At 71.4% G+C, this 15,353-nt stretch carries 14 protein-coding genes and 1 tRNA gene; 13 read left to right on the top strand and 2 right to left on the bottom strand.

Annotation, left to right across the window (positions count from 1 at the left end; translation table 11 throughout):
* The first annotated feature begins 62 nt into the window (after positions 1 to 62).
* The 13 genes from F6J85_RS12895 (at position 63) to F6J85_RS12835 (ending at position 12,627) form a co-directional block, all read left to right on the top strand.
* Positions 63 to 1,079 (top strand): TadA family conjugal transfer-associated ATPase, encoded by a 1,017-nt coding sequence (locus F6J85_RS12895; RefSeq protein WP_150925540.1) that lies wholly within the window; start codon positions 63 to 65, stop codon positions 1,077 to 1,079.
* Positions 1,070 to 1,960, top strand: a complete 891-nt coding sequence (locus F6J85_RS12890; RefSeq protein ID WP_150925538.1) for a type II secretion system F family protein — start codon at positions 1,070 to 1,072, stop codon at positions 1,958 to 1,960. Before F6J85_RS12895 ends, F6J85_RS12890 begins: the two co-directional genes overlap by 10 nt.
* Before the next feature lie 144 nt (positions 1,961 to 2,104).
* A complete protein-coding gene (locus F6J85_RS18220) occupies positions 2,105 to 2,263 on the top strand; it encodes a DUF4244 domain-containing protein (protein ID WP_135071375.1) in 159 nt (52 codons plus the stop codon).
* A complete protein-coding gene (locus tag F6J85_RS12880) occupies positions 2,260 to 2,604 on the top strand; it encodes a TadE family type IV pilus minor pilin (protein WP_150925536.1) in 345 nt (114 codons plus the stop codon). The genes F6J85_RS18220 and F6J85_RS12880 overlap by 4 nt, the downstream gene beginning before the upstream one ends.
* Positions 2,604 to 3,029, top strand: coding sequence for an Rv3654c family TadE-like protein (locus F6J85_RS12875; RefSeq protein ID WP_150925534.1), 426 nt, complete (start codon positions 2,604 to 2,606; stop codon positions 3,027 to 3,029). Before F6J85_RS12880 ends, F6J85_RS12875 begins: the two co-directional genes overlap by 1 nt.
* Positions 2,981 to 5,689: a type I DNA topoisomerase gene (gene topA / locus F6J85_RS12870; RefSeq protein WP_150925532.1), complete on the top strand. Its 2,709-nt coding sequence runs from the start codon at positions 2,981 to 2,983 to the stop codon at positions 5,687 to 5,689. Before F6J85_RS12875 ends, topA begins: the two co-directional genes overlap by 49 nt.
* Complete coding sequence (gene tmk / locus F6J85_RS12865) at positions 5,686 to 6,321, top strand: dTMP kinase (RefSeq protein WP_150925531.1); 636 nt, start codon at positions 5,686 to 5,688, stop codon at positions 6,319 to 6,321. The genes topA and tmk overlap by 4 nt, the downstream gene beginning before the upstream one ends.
* 78 nt (positions 6,322 to 6,399) lie before the next feature.
* The gene (locus F6J85_RS12860) at positions 6,400 to 7,557 is read left to right on the top strand and encodes a DNA polymerase III subunit delta' (protein ID WP_150925529.1); all 1,158 of its coding nucleotides are present in this window, start codon (positions 6,400 to 6,402) and stop codon (positions 7,555 to 7,557) included.
* Positions 7,558 to 7,568: 11 nt separating this feature from the next.
* The gene (locus F6J85_RS12855) at positions 7,569 to 9,071 is read left to right on the top strand and encodes an alpha/beta hydrolase (RefSeq protein WP_150925527.1); all 1,503 of its coding nucleotides are present in this window, start codon (positions 7,569 to 7,571) and stop codon (positions 9,069 to 9,071) included.
* A 71-nt stretch (positions 9,072 to 9,142) separates the two neighbouring features.
* Positions 9,143 to 9,218: transfer RNA gene (locus tag F6J85_RS12850), tRNA-Thr, on the top strand.
* Between the two features lie 22 nt (positions 9,219 to 9,240).
* A complete protein-coding gene (locus tag F6J85_RS12845) occupies positions 9,241 to 9,633 on the top strand; it encodes a hypothetical protein (RefSeq protein WP_150925525.1) in 393 nt (130 codons plus the stop codon).
* Between the two features lie 48 nt (positions 9,634 to 9,681).
* Positions 9,682 to 11,988 (top strand): MMPL family transporter, encoded by a 2,307-nt coding sequence (locus F6J85_RS12840; RefSeq protein WP_150925523.1) that lies wholly within the window; start codon positions 9,682 to 9,684, stop codon positions 11,986 to 11,988.
* A 60-nt stretch (positions 11,989 to 12,048) separates the two neighbouring features.
* Positions 12,049 to 12,627 (top strand): isochorismatase family protein, encoded by a 579-nt coding sequence (locus tag F6J85_RS12835; RefSeq protein ID WP_150925520.1) that lies wholly within the window; start codon positions 12,049 to 12,051, stop codon positions 12,625 to 12,627.
* Between the two features lie 25 nt (positions 12,628 to 12,652).
* On the opposite strand, the gene F6J85_RS12830 is transcribed toward F6J85_RS12835, so the two are convergent.
* Both F6J85_RS12830 and F6J85_RS12825 read right to left on the bottom strand, forming a co-directional pair.
* Positions 12,653 to 14,317: an alpha-amylase family protein gene (locus F6J85_RS12830; RefSeq protein WP_150925517.1), complete on the bottom strand. Its 1,665-nt coding sequence runs from the start codon at positions 14,315 to 14,317 to the stop codon at positions 12,653 to 12,655.
* Entirely contained in the window at positions 14,314 to 15,279 is a 966-nt protein-coding gene (locus F6J85_RS12825; protein WP_150925515.1) for a TIGR03885 family FMN-dependent LLM class oxidoreductase, read from the bottom strand. Before F6J85_RS12825 ends, F6J85_RS12830 begins: the two co-directional genes overlap by 4 nt.
* Positions 15,280 to 15,353 lie beyond the last annotated feature (74 nt).

Here is a 15,353-nt window from a genome sequence, read left to right as displayed (position 1 = left end):
GGTTGTCCACCGATCGCGCATCAGCGTCGCCCGCGCGTGACCCGGGTCTCTAGCGTCGGTGCATGCCCGAGGCCTTCGTCGTCGCACCGCGGCGGACGCCGGCGGAGCCGCCGGCGCTTCGCGATCCTTCCCCTGCACCCACTGCCTCCCGCGACGCCGCGCTGGCCCCGTTCGCCCGCTTCCTCGACGAGCCCGGCGTCACCGACCTCTTCGTCAACGGAGCCGACGGTCTGTTCATCGACCGCGGCGACGGCCCGCGCCGCGTCCGCGAATGGCGCGCGGCGGAGTCGGATGTGCGCGACCTGGCCGTCGCTCTCATCGGGGCCGGTGGCCGCCACATCGACGATGCGACGCCGTGCGTGGACGTGCGCCTGGCCGGCGGGGTCCGCGTGCACGCGGTCCTGCCCCCGATCGCCCACGCCGGCACGACGATCTCCGTCCGCATCCCCCGGGCGCTCGCGCCGGGGCTCGACGACCTGGTCGGCCTGGGGCTCACCGACGATGCGGGCGCGGAGCGGCTGAAGCAGCTCGTGCGGGACCGCGTCAACCTCCTCATCACGGGCGCGGCGGGCTCCGGCAAGACGACGCTGCTGGCGGCCCTGCTCTCGCACGCCCCGGCGAGCGAGCGCATCGTCACGATCGAGGACGTCGCCGAACTGCGGCTGCGGCATCCGCATCACGTCGCGCTCGAGGCCCGTCAGCCCAACCTGGAGGGGGCGGGCGGGATCGGCCTCGCGCAGCTCGTGCGCGAGGCGCTGCGCATGCGTCCGGACCGGCTCGTGGTGGGGGAGTGCCGTGGCGCAGAGGTGCGCGAGCTGCTGTCAGCCCTGAACACCGGACACGACGGCGGGGCCGGCACCCTGCACGCGAGCGGGCTGCCGGATGTGCCCGCCCGGCTCGAGGCGCTCGGCGCCCTCGCAGGACTGGATGACGCCGCCCTGGCCCGGCAGGTGGTGAGCGCGGTCGGATGCGTCGTGCATCTGACCCGGGATCACCGGGGCGACCGCCGCCTGGGTGGCGTCGGGCGCCCGGTGCTCCGACGCGGTCGCCTGCATATCGAGGAGACGCCATGGGCCTGATGCGTCGGAGGGCCGCCCACCCCGACGCGGCGGCCGCGGCCGACACCGTGCTGCGCCTGGCCGTGCTGCTGCGGGCGGGCCTGGCTCCCTCGCGCGCGTGGATCGTCCTCGATGACGGCGGCGATCCGGTCGCCGCCCGGGTGCGCACCGCCGTGGCTCGTGGCGATGACGTCTCGGACGCGCTCGCCGCCGAAGGCGGCACGTGGAAGGAGATCGCAGCGGCGTGGCGGGTGGCGACGACGGTGGGGGCACCGCTGTCGGAGAGCCTGCGCGACGTGGCGGCGGCGCTGCGTGACGGGCAGCGTACGGCCGATGACGTCCGCGTCGCGCTGGCCGAGCCCGCCTCCACCGCAAGACTCCTGGGCTGGTTGCCGCTCGTCGCCGTCCTCCTCGGGCTCGCACTCGGCTTCGACACCGCGCTCGTGCTGGCCACCACGCCGTTCGGCATCGCGTGCCTGGTCGCCGGAGTCGCGCTCATGGTGCTCGCCCATCGCTGGAACGCCGCGCTCGTGCGGCGCGCCGCTGCCGCCCCCGGCATCCCGGGGATGGCGGCCGAGCTCACCGCGATCGCGCTGGCCGGCGGATCGTCCACCGATCGCGCTCGGGAGCTCGTGCGCGAGGCCACGAGCGGGGCGGCCGACCCCGACGTCGACGAGGTGCTCGCCCTCTCGCGCGCGGCGGGGGTTCCGGCGGTGGAGCTGCTGCGCTCGTCGGCGTGGCTCGCGCGCCATCGTGCCCGCACCGACGGGCGACTCCGGGCCGCGCGTCTGTCCTCCCAGCTGCTGCTCCCGCTCGGGGTGTGCACGCTGCCGTCCTTCCTCCTTCTGGGGGTCGCGCCGATGATGCTCAGCATCCTCTCCTCCGGCGTCCTGACCCTCTGACCGTTCGTGCCCGCCACACCCATCCGCCACGAAAGGAACGCCATGTCCCTGCCTCTCCTCCCCGCCGCGTCGCCGCCCGCGCGCGACCCCGCTCCCTCGTCCGGACCCGGCGCCCCACCGCCGCTGACCCGCCGGCGGGCGCGGATGCTGTTCGCCGACGAATCCGGCGCGGCCACCGCGGAGTACGCCATCGCCACGATGGCGGCGGTGGCCTTCGCCGGACTGCTCGTGGTCATCATGAGGTCCGATGAGGTGCGCGGCATCCTCACCGATCTCGTCCGCCGTGCGCTGACGGTCGAATGAGCGCTCGCCGCCCCCGTTCGCTTCTGGGCGAGCGGGGGTCGGCCACGGCCGAATTCGCCGTCGCACTGCCCGCCGTCCTCCTCGTGGTGGTCTTCGGGGTGGCAGCGCTGGGAGCGGGGGCGCGGCAGGTGCGCCTCCAAGACGCCGCCGCCGATGCCGCTCGCCTGGTCGCGCGTGGAGAGAGCCCCGACCGCGCGACGGCCGTGGTCGCCGCCGCCGGAGGCACAGCCGACATCGAGCCGCGGGGTGAGCTGGTGTGCGTCACCGCGCGCGCCCCGTCCGGGTTGCCGGGCCTGCCGCCGGCCGCCGCGACGGCGTGCGCACTGGCCGGCGGCCTCTGATGCCCGGCACGGCGACGGCCGTGGGGCTGGTGGCGGCGGCGACGACGCTGACGGTGGCGCTGTGCGCGGTCTCCGCTGCCGCCGTCCACGGGCAGAAGGTGGCTTCGGCGGCGGATGCGGCGGCCCTGGCGGCGGCGGACGCCGCCAGCGGCGCGGTCGCAGGAGTCCCGTGCGAGCGCGCAGGGGAGGTCGCCGCCGCTGCCGGGGCAGCCGTGGTCGCGTGCGATCTGGACGGGCTCGTGGCCACGGTCACCGTGTCGGCACCGCTGGGCGTCCTGCCCGCGTCGGCCACGGCCCGCGCGGGACCTCCGGCACCCTACCTCAGAGCTGCACCCAGGAACTCGTGTGTATGGTGTGCTTCGGAGAAAGGACCCCAGTGGCACACGGAAAAAAGCTCGTCATCGTCGAGTCGCCGACGAAGATGAGGTCGATCCAGGGATACCTCGGAGACGACTATGAGGTGCTCAGCTCGGTCGGCCACATCCGCGATCTTGCGAGCAAGAAGGACATCCCTGCGGACAAGAAAGAGGCGTACGGGAAGTACTCGATCGACATCGACAACGACTTCGATCCGTACTACGTCGTCAACGACCGCAAGAGCAAGACGGTCGCCGAACTCAAGCGCGCCCTGAAGAACGCCGACGAGGTCCTGCTCGCCACCGATGGTGACCGCGAGGGCGAGGCCATCGCGTGGCACCTGCTGGAGGTGCTCAAGCCGAAGGTCCCCGTCAAGCGCATGGTCTTCCACGAGATCACCAAGGACGCCATCCGCGACGCCGTCCAGCACACGCGCGAGCTGGACACCTCGCTCGTCGACGCGCAGGAGACCCGCCGCGTGCTCGACCGCCTGTACGGCTGGGATGTCTCCCCCGTGCTGTGGCGCAAGGTCGGCTCGGGCCGCGAGGGCACGGCGCTCAGCGCCGGCCGCGTGCAGTCCGCCGCCACCCGCCTCGTCGTCGACCGCGAGCGCGAGCGCATGGCGTTCGTCTCGGCGTCGTACTGGGATGTCGAGGCATCCGCCGTCCGTGACGCCTCCGCCTTCACGACCCGCCTGGCGCGCGTCGATGGCGCGCCGCTGGCGCGGGGCACCGACTTCGATGACCGGGGCGCGCTGAAGAAGGCCGTCGTCGCCCTCGACGAGACGCAGGCGCGTGAACTCGCCGCCGCGATCGAGGCCGCGGGTGAGGCATCCGTGACCGGCATCGAAGCCAAGCCCGGCACCCGCAGCCCGAAGCCCGCGTTCACGACCTCCACGCTGCAGCAGGAGGCCGGACGCAAGCTCTCGATGAGCGCCAAGCACGCCATGAGCGTCGCGCAGCGGCTCTACGAAAAGGGCTACATCACCTATATGCGCACCGACTCGACCGCACTGTCGTCGCAGGCCGTGAAGGCTGCCCGCCAGCAGGCGGTCTCCCTGTACGGCGACCGGGCGGTGCCGCCGAACCCGCGCACCTACCGCAACAACTCCAAGAACGCCCAGGAAGCCCACGAAGCCATCCGGCCCTCCGGTGAGGTGTTCCGCACGCCCGCGTCGGTGGCCGGCGAGCTGGACCGCGACGAGCAGCGCATGTACGACCTGGTGTGGAAGCGCACCGTCGCCAGCCAGATGTCCGACGCGAAGTACGAGACGACGACCGTCACGCTGCGCGTGGACGCGGGCGAGCGGGTGGCCGAGTTCACCGCATCCGGCACCGTGTACACCTTCAAGGGGTTCCTCGAGGCCTATGAGGAGGGACGGGACGAGAAGCGCGGCGACGCCGACAAGGCGGAGGACCAGTCCCTGCCCGCTCTCGCCGTCGGCGACACCCTGCGCATGCGCGACGTCGAGCCCAAGGGCCACGCCACCTCGCCGAAGCCCCGCTACACGGAGGCGAGCCTGGTCAAGGCGCTGGAGGAGAAGGGCATCGGACGCCCCTCCACGTTCGCGAGCATCATCGACGTGATCCTCGATCGCGGGTACGTCACCAAGCGCGGTCAGGCGCTCGTGCCGAGCTGGCTGGCCTTCAGCGTCGTGCGCCTGCTCGAGGAGCACTTCGCCGACCTCGTCGACTACGACTTCACCGCCGCGTTGGAGGACGACCTCGACGCGATCGCGCGTGGCGAGCAGAAGCGCACCGAATGGCTGCGCTCGTTCTACTTCGGCTCGGACGAGCAGGTGGGTCTGCGGAACGTCGTGGACAACCTCGGCGAGATCGATGCGCGCGAACTCAACTCCACGCGCATCACCGACACGGCGACGCTGCGCTTCGGCAAGTACGGCCCGTACCTCGAGGTGACCGACCCCGCCGAACCGGATTCGCGCCGGATCGTCAACATCCCCGACGATCTCGCCCCCGACGAACTGACGCCCGAGAAGGTGCAGGAACTCATCGATGCGCCCGTCGCCGGCGACCGCGTGCTGGGGGCGAACCCGGAGAACGGCAAGTTGATCGTGGTCAAGGACGGCCGGTACGGACCGTACGTCCAGGAGGTCGAACCCGAAGACCCCGATAACGTCGACGAAGCCACCGGCGAAGTCGCCGAGGCGCCCAAGAAGAAGACCACGAAGAAGGATGCGGCGCCCAAGCCCCGTACCGCGTCGCTGTTCCGCTCGATGTCGGTCGAGACCATCGACCTCGACACGGCCTTGCGGCTGCTCACCCTGCCGCGCATCGTGGGTGCCGACCCGGAATCGGGGGAGGAGATCACCGCGCAGAACGGGCGGTTCGGTCCGTACCTGAAGAAGGGCACCGACTCGCGGTCGCTCGACAACGAGCAGCAGATCTTCGACATCACGCTCGAGGAAGCCCTGGCCAAGTACGCCGAGCCGAAGTACGGCGCGCGCCGCGCATCGAGCGCCCTCAAGGAGTTCGACAACGACCCGACCAGCGGCAAGCCCATTCGCCTCCGCGACGGACGCTTCGGTCCGTACGTGACCGACGGCGAGACCAACGCGACCATCCCCAAGGGCGAGAACGCGATGGACGTCACCTTCGAGCGTGCCGTCGAGCTGATCGCCGACAAGCGTGCGAAGGGTCCCGCGCCCAAGCGCACGGCGGCCAAGCGCGCCCCCGCGAAGAAGAAGGCGCCGGCGAAGAAGTCGTGACCCAGCCCGCAGCATCCGGTCTGTTCCTCACCTTCGAGGGGGGCGACGGGGCCGGCAAGACCACGCAGGCCCGCCTCCTCGAGCAGTGGCTGACCGAACGCGGTCGTGCCGTCGTGCGCACGCGCGAACCCGGGGGCACCGACGTGGGCGTGCTCATCCGCGACATCGTGCTGCACCACCGCGGCGACATCGCGCCGCGGGCCGAGGCGCTGCTGTACGCCGCTGACCGGTCGCACCACGTCGCGACCGTCGTCCGTCCCGCGCTCGAGCGCGGCGACGTGGTCATCCAGGACCGGTACCTCGACTCCTCGGTCGCCTACCAGGGTGCAGGGCGCGTGCTGGACGCGGGGGAGATCCGCGACCTGTCGATGTGGGCGGCGGGCGGCCTGCTGCCCGACCTCACGGTGCTGCTCGACCTCGACCCGGCGGTGGCGCGGGCGCGGCTGGACCGCGACGCCAAGCCGTTCGACCGCCTCGAGGCCGAACGCGACGACTTCCACGCCCGCGTCCGCGCCGGGTTCCTGGGCCTCGCCGCAGCCGAGCCCGACCGCTTCCTGGTGATCGACGCGGCCCTGGCGCCGGAGTCGATCGCCGCCGCGATCCGCGACCGAGTCGCCGCCCTCCTGCCCTGACCCTCGTTCCGCCGAGAGCGGGCGGGGACCGGGGGCAGCGCGAGAGCGGGGTCGGTGGGCGCGGATAGGCTGGAGCGCATGTCCGCCCTCGCCGCCCCCGTGGATGCTCCGTGGGATGCGGTGTGGGGCCAGGAAGAGGCCGTGCGGTCGCTGCGCGCCGCCGCCGAAGATCCCGCCATGCTCGCTCATGCGTGGCTGATCGTCGGCCCGCCCGGCTCGGGGCGCTCGACGCTCGCGCGCGCCTTCGCCGCCGCGCTCATCGCCGAGCCCGGTGACGACGCCGCCATGCACCAGGTGCTCGCCGGCACGCACCCCGATCTCACGGCCCTGCGCACCGAGCAGGTCGTCATCCGCATCGACGAGGCCCGGCGCCTGGTCGAACGCGCCTACTTCGCCCCGTCGCTAAGCCGTCACCGGGTGATCGTCGTCGAAGACGCCGACCGGATGACCGAGCGGACCTCCAACGTGCTGCTCAAGGCCCTGGAGGAACCCCCGGAGCACACCGTGTGGGTGCTGTGCGCACCCAGTGACGCCGACCTTCTGCCGACGATCCGCTCCCGCGTGCGCGTGCTGCGCCTGCGCGAACCCGACGTCGACGACGTCGCCGCCCTGATCGCCCAGCGCACGGGCGTGCCCCTCGACGTCGCCGAGCAGTCCGCGCGCCACGCCCAGCGTCACATCGGGATGGCGCAGCGTCTGGCCACCGACGCCGACGCGCGGGCCCGCCGTGCCGAGACCGTCGAGGCGGTCCTGCGGGTGCGGGGCATCAGCGACGCGGTGGAGGTCGCCGGCAGTGTCGTGCGCGTCGCCACCGACGATGCGAAGGCGCTCACGGCCCAGCGCGACGAGGAGGAGCGCGCCGCGCTGCTGCGCACCCTGGGCGTCGTGCCGGGTGCCGCCGTCCCGCCGGCCGTGCGCGGCCAGCTGAGCGCGCTCGAGGACGACCAGAAGCGGCGCGCCACGCGGAGCCTCCGCGACGGCATCGACCGGGTGCTCACCGACCTGCAGTCGCTGTACCGCGACGTCGTGGTGATCCAGTTCGGGCGCGACGCCGACCTCATCAACCGGGAGTACGAACAAGACCTGCGCGCGATCGCTTCCGACTGGACCCCCGAGCGCACGCTCGTCGTCCTGGACCGCATCGCCGAGACCCGCCGCAACCTCGAGCAGAACGTCGCGCCGCTGCTGGCGCTGGAGAGCATGCTCATCACGGTCGCCACCGGGACCACGCCGTGAGGCGCGCGCGGATGCTGGCGCTGGTCGCCACGCTCGCCGTCGCCGCCGTGCTCTCGGGCTGCTTCCTCGCCCCCGACCCCATGCCCTCCCGCACCCCTGACACCAGCGGCGTGTCGGCCGACCTCCTGCCGTACTACGGACAGGAGCTGGAGTGGAGTCGGTGCGAGGGCGATGCCTTCGACTGCACGACCGTGCGCGCTCCGCTGGACTGGGACGACCCGTCGGGGGGCGACCTCGAACTCGCGGTCATCCGCCAGCGCGCGACCGGCGACGAGGCGGTGGGCTCCCTCCTCACCAATCCGGGTGGACCCGGCGTCAGCGGGTACGACTACGTGCGCGACGGCGCATCCGCCCTGGCCAGCCCCGAGGTGGCCGCCGCGTACGACCTCGTGGGATTCGACCCGCGCGGGGTGGGACGCTCCACACCCGTGACGTGCCTGGACGACGCCGGCATGGATGAATTCCTCTACGGCATCCCCGACGGCCGGCGCGGCACGCCCGAGTGGGACGAGAGCCTCACGGAGTCGGCGGAGGCCTTCGCCCTCGCCTGCGAGGAGAACAGCGGCGACCTCCTGCCCTACATCTCCACCGTGAGCGCGGCGCGCGACCTCGACCTCCTGCGTGCCGTCCTGGGCGATGACTCGCTGAACTACCTCGGATACTCGTGGGGCACGGCGCTCGGCGCGCAGTACGCACAGCTGTATCCCGAGCGGGTCGGGCGCATGGTGCTGGATGGGGCGATGGACCCGTCGCTCCCTGGCTCGGCGATCGGAGCCGCACAGGCGGTCGGGTTCGAAGCGAGCCTGCGGGCGTTCTTCGACGACTGCGCCGGGCGCGAGGACTGCCCGTACGGCGGCACAGTGGACGACATGCTGGCCGATCTGGCCGCCCTGCTGGCGCGGGTGGACCGCACTCCGGTGCCGGCAGCCGACGGCCGGCGGGTGGGCGCCGACACGCTGATGACCGGCATCATCCAGACCCTGTACATCCCCGGCACGTGGCCGTGGCTGCGCGTGGCGCTGTCGGATTTGGAGGACGGGGATCCGACGACGATCCTCACGGCGGCCGATTCGTACAACCGTCGCGTCGACGGGGAGTACCTCGACAACTCCACCGAGGCGTTCACCGCGTACAACTGCATGGATTACCCGGTCGAGCCCTCCGGATCCGAGCAGGCCGCTGAAGAGCGCATCCGCGCGGGAGCGCCCACGACGGCCGACTACTGGTTCGGCGCCGACGTGTGCGCGTTCTGGCCGGCCGAGCCGACGGGCACGCGCGAGCCGGTCAGCGCGGAAGGGGCTGATCCGATCCTCGTGATCGGCACGACCGGTGACCCGGCCACCCCGTACGCCTGGGCGGAGTCGCTCGCCGGTCAGCTGGCATCCGGCATCCTGGTCACGCGGGTGGGGGAGGGGCACACGGGGTACTTGAAGGGCAACGCGTGTGTCGACGAGACCGTCGACGCGTATCTGGTGGAGGGCATCGCGCCGGAGGGGGATGTGGTCTGCCGGTGACGTCCGGCGTGTTCGCGGGGGCCTCTGCGAGCAGGTAAGATCGATGATCGTGCATCGCGCAAGCGGCGCGCGCCACCTTAGCTCAGTCGGCAGAGCGATTCACTCGTAATGAATAGGTCAAGGGTTCGATTCCCTTAGGTGGCTCCACTTCCCCCCGACCGGAGGGCACATGACGAACGCGATCGAGGCGATCGTCGAGATCCTCAGCTGGATCGGCCTCGGTCTGGGCGCACTGGTCGCCCTCCTGGCGCTGGTGGTGTATCTCGTGGACGGCACGTGGGTGCCGGTGCGCGCCTTCGTCGAGCACGAGGGCGATGAGATCGTCCTACGCTGGTTCGACGAGGAGGATGCGGTGAACTCGGCGCCCATCTCCGCGGCGCAGTGGCGCGAACTGGGCGGTCGTGACACGGCGGAGGTTTTCGCGCGGCGCGGGTCACGAAACCGGATGCGGGCGGCCCGGCATTCGGCCGCGGTGCGGGGGCTCGTGCTCCTGGCCACGGTGCTGCTGGCGGTCGGCGCGGTGTGTCTCGTCATCTCGGGAGTGATGCTGTTCGTCCGCTGAGACCCGGGCCGAATGGCGCACAGGCATTTTGCTAGATAAGCTAGCGATATGTCTGCGTCGCCTCGCACCTCTCTCCGCCCTCCCCGCTGGCTCCGTGTCTTCCTCCCCGCGGTGCTCATCCTGCTGTGGCTCGCCGGAGCGGCGATCGGTGGACCGTACTTCGGCAAGGTGGAAGAGGTCGCCACCAACGACCAGTCGTCGTTCCTGCCCGAGTCCGCCGACGCGACGCAGGTCAACGAGCGCCTCGCCGACTTCCTCGGTGAGGGGAGCATCCCCGCCGTGGTCGTCGTGGAGGGCGACGGAGAGCTGACCGAAGACCAGCTGGCCGACCTGCAGACCCTCGCCGACGACCTGGCGGCCGTCGAGGGCGTACAGGATGAGATCTCCCCGCCGATCGTGAGCGAAGACGGCGTGGCGGCGCAGGTCTTCGTGCCGATCGACAGCGAAGGCGAGGTGCGCGAGACCGTCGTCGAGCTGCGTGAGGTGGTCTCCGCCGACCTCCCTGAGGGGCTCGACGGGTGGGTGACCGGTCCGGCGGGGTTCACCGCCGACCTCGCCGAGGGCTTCCTCGGCATCGACGGACTGCTCTTGATCGTCGCCCTCGCCGCGGTCTTCGTCATCCTGGTCATCGTCTACCGGTCGCCGCTGCTGCCGATCCTCGTGCTCATGACCTCGGTGTTCGCACTGTGCGTGGCCCTGCTGCTGGTGTGGTGGCTCGCCAAGGCCGAGATCTTCGTGCTCAACGGGCAAGTGCAGGGGATCCTCTTCATCCTCGTGATCGGAGCCGCGACCGACTACGCCCTGTTGTACGTCGCCCGGTTCCGCGAAGCGGTCGCGGACGGGCAGGGGCGGTGGGATGCCGTGGTGCGCGCGTGGCGCGGCGCGTGGGAGCCGATCCTGGCCTCCGGCGGAACGGTCATCGCGGGACTGCTCTGCCTGCTGCTGTCAGACCTCGCCAGCAACCGCGCGCTCGGCCCGATCGCCTCCATCGGCATCGCCTTCGCGATGCTGTCGGCGCTGACGTTCCTGCCCGCGCTCCTGGCCGTTGTCGGCCGGGCCGCATTCTGGCCCTTCATCCCGAAGGAGCCGGCCGCACAGGTCTCCGACGATCTGTCCCAGCCCGTCCGGGGCCTCTGGGCGCGGCTGGCGCGCTTCGTCAGCCGCCACGCCCGTCCGGTGTGGATCATCAGCACCGTCGTGCTCCTCGCCGGCTGCGTCGGCGTGACCCAGCTGAAGGCCGAGGGTGTGCCGGCCAGCGACTTCGTGCTGGGGTACTCGGAGTCCCGCGACGGCCAGACCGTGCTCGCCGACCACTTCGCTGCGGGGACGGGCAGCCCGACCTACGTCCTCGTCAGCGAGGACGACGCGCCCGACGCCCTCGCGGAGCTGGAAGACGCCGACGGCGTGGACAGTGTCTCGCTCATCGTCGAGGACTCCCCCACCGGTCAGGCCCCCGTCGTGCTGGAGGATGGCGAGCTCGCGGTGACGGCCTTCGGCCCTCCGGGCACCCCCGCTCCCGAGCCGACGGTGTCCGATGGCGAGCTGCTGTTCGCCGTGACGCTGTCGGATGCGGCGGATTCGGATGCCGCCGAGCAGACCATCCGCGACCTGCGCGCCGGGTTCGACGGGGAGTTCGGTGAGGGCGTCGTGCTCGTCGGCGGAGAGACGGCGATCGACGTCGACACCAACGACACGTCGATCCGCGACCGGACCGTGATCATCCCCGTGATCCTCGTGGTCGTCCTGATCATCCTGATGCTGCTGCTGCGCTCGATCCTGGCGCCGGTGCTGCTGATCCTGAGCACCGTGCTGTCGTTCGGCACCGCCCTGGGTGTCAGTGCGCTGGTGTTCAACTACGTGTTCGGCTTCCCGGGCGCCGACCCGGCGGTTCCGCTTTACGGATTCGTCTTCCTCGTGGCGCTGGGCATCGACTACAACATCTTCCTGATGTCCCGCGTGCGGGAGGAGTCGCTGCAGCACGGAACACGCTCGGGCATCCGCCGGGGACTGGTGTCCACGGGCGGGGTGATCACCTCCGCCGGCCTGGTGCTGGCGGCCACCTTCGCCGCCCTGGGAGTCATCCCGATCCTGTTCCTGGCGCAGATCGCGTTCATCGTCGCGTTCGGCGTGCTGCTGGACACGTTCGTCGTGCGCTCGCTGCTCGTGCCGGCTCTCGGCATCGACATCGGCCGCGCTATCTGGTGGCCGTCCAAGCGCCTGTGGCGCGAGGGCCCCGAGACGCGCGAGCCGGCCGCTGTGGGCGCCTCGGCGACCCCCTCCGAGCGCAGCGTCGAAGCGGAACCCGGCTCGGCGGGAGCGAAGCCGGCCACGCGCCGCTCCCTGCGCCGTCGGTGATGCCGACTGTGAGTACGGCTGGACGGGCGCGAGCCCGTCCAGCGTCGGTACGCTTCTGACATGAGCAAGGCGCTGTTCCTCGTCGACGTCCAGAACGATTTCACCGAAGGCGGCGCTCTCGGCGTCGACGGCGGGGATGCGGTGGCCGAGCGCCTGTCGCGATTCCTGGCCGCGCACGCCGGCGACTACGACATCGTGGTGGCCTCGCGTGACTGGCACGACGGGGACAACGACAACGGCGGGCACTTCTCCGACCACCCCGACTTCGTCGACTCCTGGCCGGTGCACTGCGTCGCCGGCACGGCAGGGGCGGAGTACGACGATCTGCTGGACACCTCCGCGGTGACCCACCATGTGCGCAAGGGGCAGGGGGAGCCCGCGTACTCACTGTTCGAAGGCGTGGATTCCGACGGCCGCACCGCCGGCGAACTGCTCGACGAACACGGCATCCGCGACATCGACGTGGCCGGCATCGCGACCGACTACTGCGTGCGCGCCTCGGCCCTCGACGCGCTCGCCGCAGGACGTCACGTCCGGGTGTTCACCGACCTGGTCGCCGGCGTGCACCCCGATTCCAGTGCTGCGGCGCTCGCGGAGATCGCCGGCGCCGGCGGGGAACTGGCGGAGGCAGGCGTCTGAGCCCGTCGCCTGGTCGGGCAGCCGGTCAGGTGACCCGGCCGTCGCCGGGCCGAGACACCCGCAGCCAGCGGTAGCCGTACGCGGATACCTCCAGCTCGACCTCGCCGCGGGCTCCGAGCGGCAGGCGGTCGGCCGCCAACAGGTCGACGAGCACCGTGCCTTCCGGCTCATCCTGCAGGGCGAACGCCAGCGTGGCGGGAGTGGCGGCGAAGTTGTGGATCGCGACCATGCGGCCGACGTCGGCTCGCAGGGAGTGCACGAGGATGCCGGGAACGTCGTGCTCCAGCACCTCGAACTCGCCCCACCCCAGCTCAGGGGAGATGCGGTAGCGGCTCGTCAGGTTGCGGAAGAAGTGCAGCAGGGAATCGGGGTCCTCCAGCTGGTCGGCGACGTTGACGTGGGCCGGGGCGTATCCGTCGCCCGGCGGAGCGGCGACCAGGCGGGATGGCGGGGCGCTGGAGAACCCGCCGTTGCGGTCGGGTGACCACTGCATCGGCGTGCGCACGGCGTGGCGCTTGTCGAGTTCGGCGTTCTCGCCCATGCCGATCTCCTCGCCGTAGAACAGCACCGGGGTGCCGCGGAGGGTGAACAGCAGGCTGTACGCCATGCGGATTCGCCGCGGATCGCCGCCGAGCATCGTGGGCAGGCGCTTGGTGATCCCGCGCCCGTAGACCCGCTGGCTTTCGTCGGGCGCGAGTGCCTCGAACACCTCCTGGCGCTCGTCGTCGCTCAGCTGGTCGAGGGTGAGCTCGTCGTGGTTGCGCAGGAAGTTCGCCCACTGCGCCTCCACGGGCAGCGCCGGCCGCGACGACAGCGCCGCCGCCAGCGGCGCCGGGTCGCCGCGCACGAGCGAGAGGTAGAACGCCTGCATGCCGGCGAAGTCGAACTGCATCGTCAGCTCTTGCCCGTCGCCGGTTCCGAAGTAGGCGACCTGCTGGTCGTAGGGCAGGTTCACCTCCCCGAGCAGCACGGCCTCGCTGGAGCGTCGCTGCAGGAAGCGGCGGATGTCGCGGAGCATGTCATGCGGATCGCCCATCTCCTCGCCCTCGGGAACCTCGAGGAAGAACGGCACCGCGTCGACGCGGAAGCCCGTGATGCCCAGCTGCAGCCAGAACCCGATCGCCTTGGCGATCTCGTCGCGCACGGCGGGGTTCGCGATGTTCAAGTCGGGCTGGTGCGGGTAGAAGCTGTGCAGGTACCACTCGCCCGACTTCTCGTCCTTCTCCCACAGCCCGTCGGCCTCGCCCGGGAACACGGGGTTCTTCTCTCCCTCGGGGGGCGGGTCGGAGCGCCACACGTAGTAGTCGCGGTAGGGGGAGGACGTGCTGCGCTTGGCGGCCTGGAACCACGGGTGGCGGTCGGAGGTGTGGTTCACGACGAGGTCGACGATCACGCGCATCCCGCGGTCGCGAGCGGTGCGGATGACTTCGACCAGATCGCCGTGCGTCCCCAGTCGTGAGTCGACGCCGTAGAAGTCGCTGACGTCGTAACCGTCGTCGCGGTCGGGCGTCGGGTAGAAGGGCATGAGCCACACGCACGTCACTCCGAGCTGCGAGAGGTAGTCGATACGGGAGGCGAGCCCCTGCAGGTCGCCCACCCCGTCGCCGTCGGAATCGCGGAAGGTCTCCACATCCAGGCAGTAGATGACGGCGGACTTCCACCACAGGTCGCTCGTGTCGGTGATCCTCACAGCAGCTCCCGCACTCGCGGGAGCAGGCGCTCGCGCGCCGCCGCGAGGAACGGCGCCTGATCTTGGCCGACGTGATGGAGGTACACGCGGTCGAAGCCGATCCGCGTGACCTCGGCGATCCGCTCGGCCAGCTCGTCGAGGTCGGGGGAGATGAACAGCGCCTCCCGCAACTCGTGATCCTCCGGCTCGCCCGCCGCGGCGTCGAACTGCTCGGGCTGCTCGATGTTCCACGTCGCCGGGGGTGTCACGACGCCGTTGCTCCACTGGTCGCGCGCGATGGCGAGGGCCTCGGCATCCGTCTCGGCCCAGCTCAGATGCAGCTGCAGGATGCGCGGGCCCTTCCCGCCCGCCGAGCCGTAGGCGGAGACGACCTCGCGGAGGGCGTCGGGGGTCTGCAGGACCGTTGCGAGGCCCTCGGCCCAGGATGCCGCCCATCCGGCGGTCTCGGGGCTCACGGCGGTGGCGTACAGCGGCGGCGGTTCGGCCGGCAGCGTCCACAGGCGGGCCTCGTGGACGCGGACGAGCCCATCGTGGTCGACCTCTTCCCCGCGCAGCAGCCGGTGGATGACCGACACGCTCTCGGCGAGGCGCTCGTTTCGCTCGTGCTTGGGCGGCCACGGCTGCCCCGTGACGTGCTCGTTCATCGCCTCGCCGCTGCCGAGGGCGGCCCAGAACCGGCCGGGGAACATCTCCTCCAGCGTCGCGTACGCCTGCGCGACCACGACCGGGTGGTAGCGCTGGCCGGGGGCGTTGACGAAGCCGATGGAGAAGTCGGTGCGGGCGAGTGCTGCCCCGAGCCAGCTCAGCGCGAAGCCCGACTCGCCCTGGCGGACGCCCCACGGCGCAATGTGATCGGAGCACATCGCGCCGTCGAACCCGGCGGCTTCGGCCGCCACGACGTCGTCGAGGAGCCGGCTGGGCGGAATCTGTTCATGCGAGGCGTGGAATCCGAGGAACACCATGCCCCGAGTCTGGCGGTACGGGCGGCGGGGTGGAAACATATTGCCTCGGAGGCTTGTGTGCGATATCCGGCATA

This window comes from Microbacterium lushaniae, from assembly GCF_008727775.1.
GTDB classification, from domain to species: Bacteria; Actinomycetota; Actinomycetes; order Actinomycetales; family Microbacteriaceae; genus Microbacterium; species Microbacterium lushaniae.
This window is presented reverse-complemented; position numbering and strand designations above follow the sequence as displayed.

Coding starts and splice junctions, on each gene's coding strand:
- F6J85_RS12895 (WP_150925540.1), top strand. CDS start 63: ATGCCCGAGGCCTTCGTCGTCGCACCGCGGCGGACGCCGGCGGAGCCG.
- F6J85_RS12890 (WP_150925538.1), top strand. CDS start 1,070: ATGGGCCTGATGCGTCGGAGGGCCGCCCACCCCGACGCGGCGGCCGCG.
- F6J85_RS18220 (WP_135071375.1), top strand. CDS start 2,105: ATGCTGTTCGCCGACGAATCCGGCGCGGCCACCGCGGAGTACGCCATC.
- F6J85_RS12880 (WP_150925536.1), top strand. CDS start 2,260: ATGAGCGCTCGCCGCCCCCGTTCGCTTCTGGGCGAGCGGGGGTCGGCC.
- F6J85_RS12875 (WP_150925534.1), top strand. CDS start 2,604: ATGCCCGGCACGGCGACGGCCGTGGGGCTGGTGGCGGCGGCGACGACG.
- F6J85_RS12860 (WP_150925529.1), top strand. CDS start 6,400: ATGTCCGCCCTCGCCGCCCCCGTGGATGCTCCGTGGGATGCGGTGTGG.
- F6J85_RS12855 (WP_150925527.1), top strand. CDS start 7,569: ATGCTGGCGCTGGTCGCCACGCTCGCCGTCGCCGCCGTGCTCTCGGGC.
- F6J85_RS12845 (WP_150925525.1), top strand. CDS start 9,241: ATGACGAACGCGATCGAGGCGATCGTCGAGATCCTCAGCTGGATCGGC.
- F6J85_RS12840 (WP_150925523.1), top strand. CDS start 9,682: ATGTCTGCGTCGCCTCGCACCTCTCTCCGCCCTCCCCGCTGGCTCCGT.
- F6J85_RS12835 (WP_150925520.1), top strand. CDS start 12,049: ATGAGCAAGGCGCTGTTCCTCGTCGACGTCCAGAACGATTTCACCGAA.
- F6J85_RS12825 (WP_150925515.1), bottom strand. CDS start 15,279: ATGGTGTTCCTCGGATTCCACGCCTCGCATGAACAGATTCCGCCCAGC.